Raw genomic sequence first — 15,897 nt, 5'->3', positions numbered from 1 at the left:
GACATTATCGATCGTCAGAAAGCGTTGCTCGTCAGAAAGCATAGTTGACGGTCATCGAGACGCTGCGCGGCGTGCCATACACGGCATAAGGCGCAAGGTAGTCGCTATACTCTTTATCAAACAGGTTGTTGATATTCGCCTGTACCGCTAACTGCTTGGTCACCTGATAGCGGCCAAACAGGTTAACCAACGCGTAGCTGCCCTGCTCGGCACGCAGCGTGGTGTTTTGCGGGCCAGAGCCTTCCTGCCAGATGCCATTTTGCCAGTTCACGCCGCCGCCAACGGTTAAGTCCGGCACCATTGGCAGCTGGTAACGGGTAAACAGCTTGAACGATGTGCGCGGCTGCTCTGGGTTCACAGACTGACCGTCTTGATCGTCAACAACATAGCGCGAACCGCCAAACGTCATTTGCAGGTTGTCCGTCACCGCACCGTTCACTTCAAACTCAATACCCTTGCTGACGACACCATCAACTGAACGGTAGGCAAATTCGCCACCGCCGCCGGGAATTGCGATTCCCGTAGACTGTCCCACATTATCCTGTTCGATACGGAAAACGGATACCGACGCTGTCAGGCGGCTGTTATACCAGTCTCCTTTAACACCGGTTTCGTAGTTTTTGCCCGTAGTCGGAGACAGGTATTTTTTATTAATATCTTTTTGCGTTTGCGGCTGGAAGATATCGGTATAGCTGGCGTACGTCGACCAGGTATCGTTGATGTCATACACCAGACCCACATAAGGCGTGACGCGATTATTGCTGGTGTCACCCGTCGAACCAATGATGCTCCAGTCGGTATAACGCGCGCCTGCAATCAGATGCAGCGGATCGGCCAGAGAGAAACGCGCCGAGGTATAGAGCGATTTTTGACGCGTGGTTGAATGTTCATAATCTGCCCAAGCCCCCAGGCTGGATCGGCAATGTTGCCATTCCAATTGTAGTAATTGCCCATGTCTGCCGAGCTGATCGTCGATTGCGAGTTATAGAACTGGCTGCGTTGTCGATTGTAGCTGCCGCCTATCACCAGCTCATGTTGGCGTCCCAGTAGCTCGAACGGGCCGGAAGCATAGGTATCAATCGCATCAACCTTACGGGTTCCCTTATTCCATCCACCGTAAGCACCGACATTGTAGCCATACGGATCAACCAGTATTCCGGTATCTTTATCCGGGAAGCCATTGGCATACATCAGCTTGGAATCAAAGTTGGTTTCGCCATGCGTCCCGTTAACACGCACTTGCCAACCGTTATCAAAACGCTGAGTCAGATCGGCGAAGACTTTTCTCGATGTTTTATCGGAGTAGCTCCAGTTAGGTGCGGAGTTAAAACTACGGCCGAAATTCGTACGGCTGCCGTCAGTGAACCACGTCGGCAATCCGCCCCACGTTGGGCTATCGGTATTGGCTTCCTGATAATCATAACCGAGGGAGAGCGTCGTCGAATCGGTCACATCGGCATCGATCACGCCGTAGAGGAATTTTTTGCGGCTGTGGTAACGGTCGAGCCAGGTGTCGTTATCCTGATAGCCCGCAATGACGCGTCCACGCACATTACCGGACTCCGTCAGCGGCGCAGACAGATCGGCCACCATCCGCTGCTTATCCCACGACCCGTAGCTGCCGGAAACCGAGCCTTTGAACTCGCGGCTGTCCGCATGCTTGCGCACCATGTTTACCGCGGCAGAAGGGTTGCCCGTTCCGGTCATTAACCCAGTCGCCCCACGCACCACCTCGATACGATCGTAAATCGCCGTGTCTGAGCCTGAATCACCAAAATCCCAAATTTCGTTAACCACCGTCGGAATATCATCGAACAGGTAGTTAGTGATGCGGAAGCCACGCGCGAAATACGTCACACGTTCGGAGTCGATAATTTTGGAGGACACACCCGTCGTGTTCGCCATCACCTCACCAATCGTCTGCAAGCCCTGATCTTCGATACGCTGCTGGCTGATGACGCTCACTGACTGTGGGATATCACGTGGGGTCAGCGTCATCTTCGTTCCGGCGTTAGTCACTTTCACGCTGTAATCCTGCGGATCGCTGGCTTCCGCGCTGGCATTGGCATTAGCGCTAACGACAAGCGTATCGCCTGAAGCGGGATTTTCTTCGGCAGTGGCCTGAGCAGGCAGGAAAGAGACTGAGATCAACAGGGCAAGAAGAGAGACTCCGAATGGTTTTACTCCGGCCAGCGAAGAATCACAAACGCGCGTTTTTTCGGCGCGAGTAACTCTAAAAGACATGGTATATCCTCGGTTAACTGATGGTGATTTTGGCGAGATGCTGAGGCGTTTCTTGTCAACATTTGCACAGAAAGGTAAATGATAACTATACGCATTATTATTGTCATTTCAACGTAAGGATTAATTCATTTAAAATACAAATAGATAGAAAAGAACAAATCACCACATCGTTAGCAAGGCATTGTTACAAAAAGAACATTCGAGGAATTTATAACAGTCCGCTCAGCCCAAGGACGGCAATCGGCAGCGCAATGCCCGCCACCAGTGTCTGAACCGCAATGATGCCCGCCATCAATGGCGCATCGCCCCCCAGTTGACGAGCCATAATGTAAGACGACGATGCCGTCGGCAGCGCCTGAAACAGCAGTGCGGCAATCGCCGCGGGGCCAGACAGACCAAAGAGGTGGCAGGCGACGATCGTCACCAACGGCATCGCAATAAATTTCGCGCATGATGCAATCACTACAGGGCGCAGCCAGCTACGCGCGGCAGAGAAATCCAGCGCCGCGCCCACGCATAGCAGCCCGAGCGGCAGCGACGCCTGTCCCAATGATTTCATTACCGGCTCAATCCCCGGTGGCAACCCTAACCCGGTAATCTGCAAAGTAATGCCGATGGCACAGGCCACCACCAGCGGGTTTAGCGCCAGCAGCCGCACGATATTCTTGAATGACGGCGTTCCGGCATTGCCGTAGCGGGCGAAAATCAAGACACAGAGAATATTGACCGTCGGCACAATCGCCGCGTTCGCGACGGCGGCAAGCGCCACACCGTGTGCACCAAATAGCCCGGCAGCGGCAGACACGCCAACGTAGTTATTAAAACGGACGCCGCCCTGAAATATCGAGGTAAACGCCGCATCATCAACGGGAAAGCAGCGGCGTACTGCAACCAGCCCGACAGCGACAGCCAGCGTCGAGCCCACCAGCGTCAGGATCATCGCCACTACCGGCACGCCATCCAGACGCGCTGTCGCCAGCCCATGTAGAAATAGTGCGGGAAGCAGAAGGTAATAGCCCAGCCTTTCAGCCTGTGGCCAAAATGCCGCCGTCAGAAAAGCACGCTGACGTAACCACGATCCCAACACGATCAGTAGCGCGATAGGCAACAGCGCAAGCAGGAGCGAGACGATCATTCGCTTGCCTCCAGCGCAGTGACAATCCGTCTGCATCCTTCGACCAAAACCGCCAAGTCGGTAGCGAAAGACAGACGCAGGTGACCCGGAACACCAAATGCGCTTCCTGGAACCGTCGCGACGCCCGCATCAAGCAGGCGCAATGCCAACGCATTATCGTCACGCACACCGTGAATTTTCGGCAACAGGTAAAAAGCCCCATCGGGCGTCATCACGTCGATACGTGGGCTACGGCGTAACTCCGTCAATGCCGCGTCGCGCCGCTGCCGATAGATTACCGCTCGTTCTGCCAACCCATCCTGCGGCCCTTCCAACGCAGCGATAGCCGCCAATTGGCTGAGCGTGCTGGTCTGCGTACAGTTCTGCGATTGTATCGATGTGATCGCCCGAACCAGTTCCGCCGAACCGCAGCCCCACCCCACGCGCCAGCCCGTCATGGCATACGCTTTGGAAACGCCATCAACCAAGAGCGTACGCTCTCTCATATCCTCTGCCACCGCCGCCAGCGTGGCATAAGGCTCCGAACCAAAGCGGATGTGCGCATAGATATCGTCCGAGAGCACACGCACCTGAGGATGCTGACGAAGAATTTCCGCGAAGGCCAGCAACGCCGCTGGCTCATAAGTGGCACCCGACGGATTTCCCGGCGCATTAAGTACCAGCCAGCGTGTACGGTCACTCAGCGCTGCCGCAAGGGATGACGGTTCCAGCCGAAACCCGTTCCGCGTTTCCGTTGGCAGAATAATCGGCACGCCACCAAACATCCGCACCATGTCGGGGTAGCTTGCCCAATAGGGTGCAGGAATGATGACCTCATCCCCTGGCCGTAGCGTGGCGAGGAACGCATTGAAGATAATCTGCTTTGCACCACAGCCAACGGCAATCTGATCATCGCCATACGTTAGCCCACGATCCTGCTGCAACCGCGCCCGAATCGCCTGACGCAAGCGCGGTAGACCATTCGCCGGTGAATAGGTCAACGGCTGTGCGAGTGCCTCGTGCGCCGCACTAATCACATGCTCAGGCGCGCTGAAATCAGGCTCACCTAATGTCAGATCGATAACATCATGCCCTTCGGCTCGTCGTGCTGCGGCTCGCCGAGCCATTTGCAAAATCGGTGATAGTGGAGGGGAAATGGACTGCGAAGTGGACACCATGAGTCAGTACCTGAAAGTGACGAAACAGGCACTACCATAGCGGGACTTCTGATGAGAAAAAAACGAGATTAAATCGACGTTAACTCAATTATTTCTCATGGATGACATCGTCACCAGACTGTGTTCGAATCGCTTCCGCCAGCGCCGCAGCAAGGCGTGCTGCTGGTCGGTCTTCACGCTCCAACAGCACAACACGACGCTGCTGCTGAGGTTCGCCGAATGGGATACAGACCAGATTATCCAAACGGTTCTTCTCCCGCTCGGACAGTGGAATCACCGCTACGCCAAGCCCACTAGCGACCATCTGAATAATCGCGTCCTGACTGTCCAGCTCCATATCGGTTTGTACCCGCAGCCGCTGGCGGCGCAGCTCGCGATCGATAGTTCGCCCAGCCCAGGCTCGACGATCGAAACGAATGAAAGGACGATCTTGCAGGAGCTGTCTGGCATCCAGAGACGCCAGCGCTGGTGGGGCAACGATCCAGAATCCCTCCTGATACAGCGGCGTGCTCACCAGACCAGTTGGGTAGGGTTTTACCGGCTCGGTGGTCACCGCGGCGTCCAGTTCGCCAGCATCAATACGAATTGCCAGCTCCGCCGACATCCCCGAATTCACCAGAACGCGCAGGCGTGGATGAGCGCGACGCAATGCGGCCAGCGCGGCGGGCAAAACGCCAGCCAGTGCGGTCTGGATCGCACCAATTCGCAGGCGTCCGGCCAGTTCCCCACCCTCACCTAACTCGGCGGCAATGCCGTCATACTGCGCAAGGATATCCCGCGCCTGATCCACTGCGCGATGTCCGGCTTCGGTGAGTACCGGAATGCGACGTGAGCGATCGAAAAGCGACACCTTGAAGTCTTCTTCCAGGCTGCGGACATGCAGGCTGACGGCAGATTGCGTCAGGCATACAGCTTCAGCCGCGCGGGCAAACGATCCATACTGAGCAATCGCGACCAACGTGCGTAAGGCTTTTAACGACATTCGATCGACTCTCCGATAGAGGCAAACAGGGTAAGCAGTAACAATGTCGCCTTTTTGCATAGGTTGCAACATACGTAGGCGGAGGAGATGAACGAGAGAGATATGCCAGCGAAACAGTGATACGTTTCGCTGACATAAACCGGGCAAGGCTCTGCACCTTGACGGGGACACAGAGGAATTAACGATATAAAAACGCTGAATAGTCAGTGAGTAACGTATAAATAATGTATTTTTTATTTTTTGATGTAAGACAAAATACCATCCCTTACAGGATTCGGTATTATTTCCCCTAGTGCGGCGAATATTTCGCTTAATTTTGTGACGCTATCGAATATACTTATGCGTAAAACTTCGCTGCTTAAAATTTTAGCACAAGAATAGAAGACCATAAAAGGTAAAAAACACCCTTTCCTGAAAAAAACAATCATGATATGCGAATATTTACCAATCCAATAAATTAGCAAGATAATAATTTTCAATGAAATATTAACCAAGCCGAATATCAACATCCATTTAATTAATACCCATCAAGGAGGGCTGTATGTCACCAGCAGCGGAAAACACGACTGACTACATTCATAATCTGATTACTATGATGGAGTGTTTAAGCGAGCCATGGGGTATTAAGGATTTATCATCGCGGCATATTTACATGAACAAGGCGGCCTATTTTTATACCAGTACACCAGATAGATTTGATATCGAAGGCCGCTTTGATGACGAATTCCCTGCCAGTTGGGCGGAACTCTCCGATGATTTAAAAAAGCACGATAGGCTGACGGAGAATAGTGAGAAACGGGTGACGGTGCTCGAAACACATTACTGGTATGGCAAAAAAACACTCACACCTTGCGTTAGCGAAAAGATTCCTATTTTTGATAGGAATAAGATCTGTATTGGAACAATGTGGAGCGCCAGACAGTTAGACTCGCGTTCTCCATTGATCTATATCAATCAGCAAAAACCCACCTTATTACAAACGGAATTCACCACCGATGTTTTTACACCGGCAGAGCTCGACATTATATTTCTTCTATTGCAGCGTTTTTCAAATAAGGACATTGCCAGAAAAATGAATGTCTCGCCGAAAACAATAGAGAACAGAGTCTATAACATGTACCAAAAAACCGACACGCACTCTCTACCTCAGTTCGAAGCATTTTGTCGGAATCTTGGCGTGGATGGTTATATTCCCCGCTCACTCATCACGAAAGGCATTCAGTTTATATAGGCGCATATATCTACATGGAAAAAATAGATGACTACCCAGTCAGCCGCGTTCCGCTGAGTGTCCGGCTGCCTTTTTTAAATGTGGCATTAGTGCACATCGGCATGTTAACCGCGCTAGACCAGTTTATGTTAGGTGCGGTGCTCGGCCATTCAATGACGCTGGGCCAGGCATTTCTCGCCATCTTCATTGGCAGCGCCATTTTTGGCGTGGTGACCGTGGGGCTGGGCTATGCGGGAATGAAAGAAGGCATGTCGGGCAGCCTGCTCGCACGCTGGTGCGGCTTTGGCCGTATTGGTTCCGTGCTGATTGGGTTGGTGATCGCCGTTAGCCTCATCGGCTGGTTCGGCGTCCAGAACGCCGTATTCGCCAAGGCGCTGAACTTTGCGATGGCGGATAAGCTCGGTTTTGGCTGGTCTGCCGCCATGTCCGGCATTGCGTTGACGCTGCTGGTTGCCTTTGGTTTCAGGGCGTTACGCTTTACGGCCAAAATCGCCGTGCCGATGTTTGTCATCGTCGTCGGCTATATCTCGATCATGACGCTCTCCGGCCACAATATTGCTGAACTGATCGCCTCCGCACCTAACGGTGAAGCCATTTCCATTAGCGCTGGCGCGACGATGGTCGTAGGCGGCTGTATTGTCGCCAGTTTGATTACGCCCGATATGACGCGCTATTCCCAAAAAGGAAAACACGTTTTCTGGATGACGATGCTGTCGATTATCGTCGGGGAATTTATGGTGAATGGTCTCGCCATCATTATTGCCCGTGCGCTCAATACCGCAGACGTTGTGACGATCATGTCTCAGGCGGCTGGCGGCATCGGGCTGATTGCCGTGATATTTTCGACATTGAGGGTGAACGATATCAACCTTTATTCCTCCTCTTTGGGAATCGCCAATGCGATAGAAGGGGTCACAGGGAAGAAATTACGCTATGTCTCGATCACGCTGGTCATTGGCCTCATCGGCACACTGCTTTCGGTAGCGGGTATTCTGGACCGCTTTATTGATTTCCTGACGCTATTAGGCGTGCTGTTCCCACCGATTATCGGGGTGATGCTGGTTGATTATTATATTTTGCGCACCCACAAGACATTGCTAGAAACCAGCCGTGCCGAAGGCCAATTACCCGACAGCGCACAAACGCCGCTGATTGGCTGGCCGGCTATTATTGCCAGCACTGTCGGTGCCATCGTCGGATTAGCTTTTGAGTGGGGCGTACCGGCGTTTAATTCGTTACTGGCCGCCAGCCTGCTTTATTTGGTAATACAGCATTACATCAATAACCATGCTTATTTTAGGAAACTCGAACATAACCAAAAATTAAAATGAAATAGGTAACGAGATAAAAATAATCTATAATCCAATCGGCCTCTTCTTACAGAGGCCGATATGTTTTTTCACTTAAGCAAAATAGATCCTAAATAATTCGAGTTACATGCAGGCGGCGACGCAGTGAATCCTCGGGAACTTACATCAGTAAGTGACTGGGGTGAGCGAGTAAAGCCAACGCACAGGTAACTTGAAGTATGACGGATATAGGCCATGATGGCCTTGGGATGGGTCTTATCTATCTACGAGGAATTCACCCTCGTGAAATAATAAGGCTGATTAGCAATATTCATGCTAGGAAAAGGATTTATGCCAAAAATAAAAACACTTCTCACGCCACTAAACTGTCTACTCGTTTTAAGTGGCGCATTGATGGTCAATTCGGCAAACGCCGCTGAGGCTTGTGTCGCGGGCAACTGGCAGGTGGATAATTCCATCACCGATATGCCTTCCGTGAAATACCAGACTGAGCACTTTGCCTTCCGCTGGAATAATAACGACGCTAATCGCAATGATGCGGTTGCCGCAGGGCAGAAACTGGAACAAATTTGGGATAAGTTTATTAAACAAATTCAGTTCCCCGAGCCTTATTGCAAACAGACCGTGAAATATAAAGCCAATATTCACATCGACCCGACCTTTGGGCTCAGCGGGGGGATTGCGGGTGGTGGCAGCATGGGAATGTGGATCGGCCCTGCGTCACTCAAGGATAACTGGGGGCTGGCGCACGAATTTACCCATGCGCTGCAAGGACAAACCGGCGGCTTCCAGAGTTCGGGCGATAACTACGTTGGCTGGATTTGGGAATCCCACGCGAACTGGATGACGCACCAGATGGATGAATTCCGCGGTACGTCGGCACACTGCTCGGAAATGCAGGTCAACTATTCGCATATTTATCTGGGTTCAACACGTAACCGTTACTGCAACTGGCAGTTTATGGAATACCTGAAAAACCGCTTTGGCTATGGTGCCATCAATGATATGTGGGCAAAAGCGCCGAAATGGGGCGAAAGCGGCCAGTCTACCGCCGATCCACTGTCTATCCTGCGCACCAACATGGGCTGGAGCCAGTCTGAATTCAACGATGTCTTCGGCGACTGGGCGATGCACAACGTCAACTGGGATTACATCGATCCAGACGGTTTCGACCGTGGCCGTTTTTACCGCTCAACCTACGGCAGCTATGGTGCGGTCCAGCCCAACCAGAATAACGCTGACCGCTTGCTGAGAACCACTGCGCTCGAGCCGGTTGTCGGTGCCAGCGCCAGCCTTCGCCGCTTCTCCGTACCGTTCGATCAGGCTCCGCAGCAGTTAGGCTACAACATCGTCAAACTTATCCCAGAAAGCGGTGCGACGAAAATCACCGTTAAATTCCGTGGCATGGTGCAGAGTAAATCGGCCATTACCCGCTTACCTGGGCTGAAAAACGATCCGGCAACCATGCCGCAGCCGAATTCTGACTGGCGCTGGGGTATTGTCGCTGTCGGTTCGGACGGCGTTTCTCGCTACAGTGAATTGCAGCGCGGCGCGTCCGCCACGGTGAAAAACTTCACTATTCGTCAGGACGATAGCGGCATTTACATGGTGGTCATGGGCACACCGTCGCAAATGCAGAAGATCAAGTGGGATCAGGCTTACTATTCCCTTTACCGCTACCCGTGGATGGCTGATTTCACCGGCGTCTGGCCGGAAGGCAGCCAGCCTGGTGCACCGAATCCAACCGCTAACGGTTCTCGTCACGCAAACGGCGGCGGCTGGGTATCCAACTCAGCCAATGTTGCCCCTACCGCGTACGTCGGGCCTTATGCTCGCGTCATCGGCGGGACGGTGAGAGATAACGCCAGAATTGAAGATCGTGCAACGATTCTGAGCGGAACGGTGGAAGGTCGCGCCGTTGTCAGCGGCCTGACGGTGCTACAGGGTAATACCGTGGTACGCGATAACGCGCGACTGCATACGGTCTTCATGGGGCCGGGTGCGTTTGAGCGCGGCATTGTTCTGTCAGGCAATGCGCAAATGCGTGGAGATGCGGAAATTCGCGGTGCTTCCGCGTCGCAGGGCGTGTTCTATGGCTTTATTGATGAGAATGAAGTCAGAAGCAGCGAAGCCGGTGCTTACCTGACCGATGCCGTGCCAGAAGTGACGGCCGTTCCGGTCTATAGCACGAAGTAATATCACGACAGAAAGGGGGACTGACTCAGAACCACGTTATGTTGATTCTCAAAATAAGTCGGCCCCATAAATAAACAGGCCGCCCTATTGGCGGCCTGTTTCATACGATGCATAGCACAGACTCTTAGAACAGTGCGCCGGGCGGCACGTCTTTATAGGTATTCAGGTAAGCCGCCAGCATTTTTTTAAAGAAGTTACGCACTTTTTTCACCTTGGTTTTACTTAACTTATTGTTTAATTAAGCGATGGAATGACTGTTTAGCGATGACTTGTCTTAATGGCGCAGTGCCCCGCTTTATGGGGATGAATTGTACACGCTTGTTGAGAAAAAGCACATTTTTTGTGATGCAAGTCACACAATGAGGTTCACCAATACTTTCCCCTACTCCGTCCTTACCCACGATTATTTTCTTTTGTTGCGAATCATTACCATCAGTGACCAATACGCCACTGGCTATGCTATGCTCATGATGAAAGACGAAATTTTAGTCACTGTCCGTTATTAATTGAGCGCCATTTACTGTCGGTTAGCACACTTTTTCACGCGCAGTCACCACGGTTTCGCCATTGGTTATTCGCTGATGAAGGCCCATTCCTACCCCCATGGAAACCTGGAAACTTAACCTCTTCTCTGCCTGGCTGGGATGTTTTTTCACCGGGCTGGCTATGAGCCAGATATTACCCTTCTTGCCGCTGTACATTGAGCAGCTTGGCGTTCACTCGCACGAGTCGCTGAGTCTGTGGTCCGGTTTGATCTTCAGCTCGTCTTTTCTCATATCAGCCGCCGTTGCGCCATTGTGGGGAAGCCTCGCCGATCGTAAAGGGCGAAAGCTCATGCTGCTACGCGCCGCACTCGGCATGGCAATCGTGATGTCATTGCAGGGGCTGGCGACCAACGTATGGCAACTGTTCATCCTGCGGTCACTCATGGGGCTGACCTCCGGGTACATTCCCAACGCGATGGCGCTGATTGCTTCACAGGTTCCGCGTGAAAAAAGCGGCTGGGCGCTAGGCATGCTATCGACAGGACAAATCGCCGGCGTTATTCTCGGCCCCTTATTCGGCGGCTTTATGGCCGATTATATCGGGCTACGCATCGTCTTTTTCATCACCGGTGGCCTGTTGTTTATCAGCTTCCTGATTACGCTTTTCGCCATTAAAGAGAGCGTGGTTAAGGTCACCAAAGAGAATCGACTCAGCGGAAAAGCCGTCTTCGCTTCGCTGCCGTATCCGGCGCTCATCATCTGCCTGTTCATTACGACGATGATGATTCAGATGGCGAACGGCTCCATCAGCCCGATCCTGACGCTGTTCATCCGCGATTTGGCTCCCGGCACGGACAACATTGCCTTTATCAGCGGCGTGATTGCGGCCATTCCCGGCGTGTCCGCCCTGTTATCCGCACCGCGACTTGGCCGTTTAGGTGACCGAATCGGTGCACATCGCGTCCTGATCGCCGCACTGGCGATCAGCGTGCTGCTGTTCCTGGTCATGGCGATGGTACAAAGCCCTACACAGCTCGGCATACTGCGCTTTCTGCTGGGCTTTGCCGATGGCGCACTGATGCCAACCGTGCAGGCACTGCTGGTCAAATACAGCAGTCAGCAGGTAACAGGCCGCATCTTCGGCTATAACCAGTCATTCATGTATCTGGGCAACGTACTGGGGCCGCTGGTGGGTTCCGGCGTCTCCGCCCTGATGGGCTTCCGCTGGGTTTTCGTCATCACCGCCTTTCTGGTGCTGTGCAACACAATCCAACTCTTTTTCGCCTTCAGGAAACCACGCGGAAAAGGATAACGCTCCAGCTAAAAAACAATTCTCCGGCCAGTGATTCCACTGGCCATTCATTTCTCTTGATGAGCGCCCACCACATGTACCTCTCCCTTTCTCAGGGTATTCCCCCCCTTTGTTATAAATGATGTAAAAACATCAAAAAAACTTATTTTTTGACAAAAAATTACCAACAAAACGTATCAACATGAAAAATTAATCACATAAATGTAAAAAAAATTAAACAAACCCTACCTATATTGGCTGCTTTGTTTCGGCGCCACGCGGATTGCCCTGTTCAGAAATGCAGACATCCGCGCCTGTAGGGAAGTGAGTAATGAGAAACTGGAACGAACCAAAGAAGCAAAAAGCCCACATCGATTTGGTTCCCATGATCGATGTGATGATGTTCCTGCTGGTCTTCTTTGTCCTGATCAGCATGAACGTTATTCCTGCGCTAGGCCTGAAAACGCAACTCCCCGCCGCAGGCAGCGCACAGCAACTCAAGCCGCAGAAGAAAGCGATCATCACGCTTGGCGCGCAGGATCATCTTGAGCTCGACGGGCAGCCAATGGCCCTGAGCGATCTCGTGACGACGTTGCAACAGCAGCAGCAAGATCAGCAAACCACCATCATTATCAACAGCGATAAAAGCGTCGAGGTTGAACGCCTGGTAGCCGTCATGGATACCCTGCGTCAGGGTGGATTCTCGTCCATTTCTATCGCTACCCGGAAATTGTGACATGTATCAGCTCTATCGCTCACGCCACGCCATCAGTTGGTTGCCGCTGCCGGTGTTTGCCACCTGCCTGTTCTTCGCCAGCCAACAGCCGCCGCTGAAAGTTCAGCAGCACTACGACGAAACGGTCATGGCGCTCACGCTGGCTGAACCGGAGCCAATTCCCCAGCCCGAACCGCTCCCTGAGCCAGAACCGGAACCTGTGCCACAACCTGAACCCGAGCCGATTCCGGTTAATGAACCCGATCCGATTATAGAAGCGCCGCCGGTTACGCCCCCTAAACCGGAAGTGAAGCCGAAGCCTAAACCCGAAGTTAAACCCAAGGCAGAAACCAAACCTAAACCGGCGCCCACACCCGCCAAGCCGACTACGCCACGCCCGGAAGCCCCGGCCAAGCGCCCAACACCGGCAGCCCCTCCCGCGCCGTCGGTGAATGTCGCCGCGCTGGAAAACAGCTATGCGCAGGCGCTGCGCGCGCAGCTTGAACAAACCAAACGCTACCCAACTGGGCGACAGGCATCGCTTGAGCGTCCCGAAGGTCGCGTTGAAGTCTGGCTGGAAGTCGATCGCACAGGACGAGTTGTCGATTCAGGCATCAGCAGCAAAGCACGCAGCATGCTGCTTAACCGAGCCGCGCAAGCCAGCTTACAGAGCATCAAACAGGTTCGGGCCTTCCCCGCCGATGCCTTTGCAGGACAAAGCACAAAACGCTTTTTAGCCACGTTCGATTATCAGGCGCAGTAGCGTTTCGCACCTGAGCAAGAGAGTGAATCAGCAAAAATAACGTCAACAGCATGTTGGCAGATAACCTAATGATAAAACTAGGATATTAAATGAAACCGTTCAAACTTTCTGGGGTATGTTTGTCCGTCGTCGGCGCATTACTGGCAGGCTCCGCGCTGGCGGAGGAAGCGACAGATGTCGGCACGATCAACGTACAGGGACAACCGCTCGGCGCAGGATTAATGGTTCAGGAAGACAGCGCCAAATCGCGCTCGACCGTGACAAAAGACGCGCTGGATAAGATGCCCGCCGCAGGCAACGCCATTGATAAACTAAAATACACTGCGGGCCTGAACGTCAGCAGCAACGACGCCAGCGGCTTAAGCGGCGTCAGCTATACCATGCGCGGCATGAGTGCGGATCAGGTCGGCCTGTCATCAGACGGCATTCCCGTCAATGATTCCGGTGACTACGCCGTGTACCCGAACGGCATGGGCGACCCGGAAAACCTGGAGCAGATCTTCGTTACCCAAGGTTCATCAGAAATGGATGGCCCGCACATCGGTGCCAGCGGCGGCAACATCGGGCTGGTTTCCCACCGTCCGGCGAAAGAATTTGGCGGCTTCGTTAAGCAGACGTTCGGCAGCAACAACCTCAGCAAGACCTTTGCACGTCTGGAAACCGGCAAACACAACGGCTTCAGCAGTTGGCTTTCTTATTCGTATACCGATTCCGACAAATGGCGCGGTGCAGGCTATTCCCGCGCCGATAAAGTCGAGTGGAACGGCCTGTATGAACATGAAAATGGCCACAGCAGTAGCCTGATTGTGAAATACAATCAGCAAGATACCATCAACTATTCGACGTTGAGCAAACAACAGTTCGAGCAAAACGGGCGTAAGATGGATTACGCCACGACCCCGGTTTACAACAGCCGTGGACAGATTTCTCAATACTACAAACTCAACCGCAATAACTTTGAAACACTGAATGTCACGTTCACCCAGAAGTTGCAGCTGCGCGATAATCTGGCGCTGACGTTACAGCCCTACTATTTCTCGACGAACGGCGGCAGTTTTGGCAGCGGAAGCGCCAGCGTGTTATCCGCAACGTCGGACCGCGCAGGTAACTACGATCTCAGCAACCTGACCTCCAACACTTATTATCGCCCGTCGTGGACAGAAACCTGGCGACCGGGTATCACCACCAAGCTGAAATGGGATATTAGCGACGAGCATAGTCTGGATATCGGCTACTGGTTCGAGCGTGCCCGCCAGCGTCAAACGCAGCCGTTCATCCCGATCCAGAGCGACGGCAACCCGGTTAACGTTTCCGGTAAACCCGGCGATGCGAATCAGATTACCGACGCGAACGGGAAAGTGGTTCAAGGCCGTAACCAGTTTACCGTCACGCCTGCCCATAAAATCTGGATTCAGGACACCTGGTTCTTCTCCCCAGAATGGACGTTCACCGGCGGTCTGGCTTATCAGCACGTAGAGCGTGACGGGACTAACCTCGGCAGCTTGTATAACGTCGCAGAGAAAAAGAATAAGAAGTACCACGAATTCCTGCCCAGCTTTAACGCGGCCTACCGCATCAATACCGAAAATCAGGTGTTCTATAACATCACGCGCAACATGCGTACCCCGCCCAACTACGTCTTGTATAACGTTGGCGATTCCATCAATACCAAACCTGAGCTGAGCTGGAATCAGGAACTGGGCTGGCGCTTCCAGGATGAGGACATGCTGCTGAGCGCCTCGCTGTTCCTTATCCAGTTTACCGACCGTCAGATCTCCAGCCGTAACGCCGCTGGCGATTACGAAATGATCAACGCAGGGAAAGTGGAAAACAAAGGGCTGGAACTGGAATGGAGCGGCAAACTGCCTCATAACTTCAACTACTTTGCGGCTTACACCTATACCGACACCGAGCAGAAAAACAATCTCGCCACCGGCGGTAGCCAGCTCCCCACCACGGGCAAGCAGGTCGCCAACGCGCCGAAAAATATGCTCAACCTCGGACTGGGCTATGACGACGGCCTCTACTATGCCGGCGTGAACAGCCGCTATGTCGGGTCGTTCTACGGCGACATGACCAATGACGAGAAGATCGGTGGACGTACCGTTTTCGATCTCAGCGCCGGCGTCTATCTGCCAGTGGATAAGAAGATCGTGAAAAGCGCCACCTTACGCTTTGGCGTCAACAACCTGTTCGATAAAGAGTACCTCGACTCCGCGCGCTCAGTGAGCTTCAACTCACGATCGTATAACGGCGTATCGGCAGGCACACCGTTTTACAACGTCGGGGAAGAACGCACCTTCAGCGCCTCACTGGAAGCAACGTTCTAATCCAATAACGTAATACGCCAGCGCGGTTTCCCGCGCTGGCGCTCATCACAAACAATGC

11 protein-coding genes and 1 pseudogene are annotated in these 15,897 nt (G+C 53.0%); 7 read left to right on the top strand and 5 right to left on the bottom strand.

Annotation, left to right across the window (positions count from 1 at the left end; all coding sequences use genetic code 11):
- Positions 1-31 precede the first annotated feature (31 nt).
- From fhuE to EIP93_RS04875, 4 genes and pseudogenes are all read right to left on the bottom strand, one after another.
- A pseudogene (gene fhuE, locus EIP93_RS04890) lies at positions 32-2,244 on the bottom strand (ferric-rhodotorulic acid/ferric-coprogen receptor FhuE).
- A gap of 208 nt (positions 2,245-2,452) precedes the next feature.
- On the bottom strand, positions 2,453-3,379 hold the full coding sequence (locus tag EIP93_RS04885) for an AEC family transporter (RefSeq protein ID WP_116586091.1): 927 nt from the start codon (positions 3,377-3,379) through the stop codon (positions 2,453-2,455).
- Positions 3,376-4,536, bottom strand: a complete 1,161-nt coding sequence (locus EIP93_RS04880; RefSeq protein WP_125232364.1) for a pyridoxal phosphate-dependent aminotransferase — start codon at positions 4,534-4,536, stop codon at positions 3,376-3,378. Before EIP93_RS04880 ends, EIP93_RS04885 begins: the two co-directional genes overlap by 4 nt.
- A gap of 88 nt (positions 4,537-4,624) precedes the next feature.
- The gene (locus EIP93_RS04875) at positions 4,625-5,518 is read right to left on the bottom strand and encodes a LysR family transcriptional regulator (protein ID WP_103971868.1); all 894 of its coding nucleotides are present in this window, start codon (positions 5,516-5,518) and stop codon (positions 4,625-4,627) included.
- Between the two features lie 541 nt (positions 5,519-6,059).
- Here EIP93_RS04875 and EIP93_RS04870 point away from each other — a divergent pair.
- The 3 genes from EIP93_RS04870 to EIP93_RS04860 all read left to right on the top strand — a co-directional run bounded on the left by EIP93_RS04870 (position 6,060) and on the right by EIP93_RS04860 (position 10,255).
- Positions 6,060-6,749 (top strand): helix-turn-helix transcriptional regulator, encoded by a 690-nt coding sequence (locus tag EIP93_RS04870; RefSeq protein WP_103942759.1) that lies wholly within the window; start codon positions 6,060-6,062, stop codon positions 6,747-6,749.
- Between the two features lie 14 nt (positions 6,750-6,763).
- Positions 6,764-8,080: a purine-cytosine permease family protein gene (locus EIP93_RS04865; RefSeq protein WP_125232363.1), complete on the top strand. Its 1,317-nt coding sequence runs from the start codon at positions 6,764-6,766 to the stop codon at positions 8,078-8,080.
- A gap of 309 nt (positions 8,081-8,389) precedes the next feature.
- Positions 8,390-10,255 carry an Svx/AvrXca family virulence/avirulence protein gene (locus tag EIP93_RS04860; RefSeq protein ID WP_103971866.1) on the top strand — a complete coding sequence of 622 codons (1,866 nt, stop codon included), beginning with the start codon at positions 8,390-8,392 and terminating at the stop codon, positions 10,253-10,255.
- A gap of 124 nt (positions 10,256-10,379) precedes the next feature.
- Here EIP93_RS04860 and azuC read toward each other — a convergent pair whose 3' ends face one another.
- Positions 10,380-10,457: a stress response protein AzuC gene (gene azuC, locus EIP93_RS23065; RefSeq protein ID WP_014914323.1), complete on the bottom strand. Its 78-nt coding sequence runs from the start codon at positions 10,455-10,457 to the stop codon at positions 10,380-10,382.
- Positions 10,458-10,858: 401 nt separating this feature from the next.
- On the opposite strand from azuC, the gene EIP93_RS04850 reads away from it, so the two are divergent.
- The 4 genes from EIP93_RS04850 to EIP93_RS04835 all read left to right on the top strand — a co-directional run bounded on the left by EIP93_RS04850 (position 10,859) and on the right by EIP93_RS04835 (position 15,839).
- Positions 10,859-12,052, top strand: a complete 1,194-nt coding sequence (locus EIP93_RS04850; RefSeq protein WP_103861286.1) for a multidrug efflux MFS transporter — start codon at positions 10,859-10,861, stop codon at positions 12,050-12,052.
- A gap of 310 nt (positions 12,053-12,362) precedes the next feature.
- Entirely contained in the window at positions 12,363-12,767 is a 405-nt protein-coding gene (locus EIP93_RS04845) for an ExbD/TolR family protein (protein ID WP_010301909.1), read from the top strand.
- Position 12,768: 1 nt separating this feature from the next.
- Positions 12,769-13,509 carry an energy transducer TonB gene (locus EIP93_RS04840; protein ID WP_103861288.1) on the top strand — a complete coding sequence of 247 codons (741 nt, stop codon included), beginning with the start codon at positions 12,769-12,771 and terminating at the stop codon, positions 13,507-13,509.
- An 89-nt stretch (positions 13,510-13,598) separates the two neighbouring features.
- Positions 13,599-15,839 carry a TonB-dependent receptor family protein gene (locus EIP93_RS04835; protein WP_125232362.1) on the top strand — a complete coding sequence of 747 codons (2,241 nt, stop codon included), beginning with the start codon at positions 13,599-13,601 and terminating at the stop codon, positions 15,837-15,839.
- The last annotated feature ends 58 nt before the right edge of the window (positions 15,840-15,897 follow it).

Origin of the sequence: Pectobacterium versatile (assembly GCF_003932035.1) — a bacterium.
Classification (GTDB): Bacteria; Pseudomonadota; Gammaproteobacteria; order Enterobacterales; family Enterobacteriaceae; genus Pectobacterium; species Pectobacterium versatile.
This window is presented reverse-complemented; position numbering and strand designations above follow the sequence as displayed.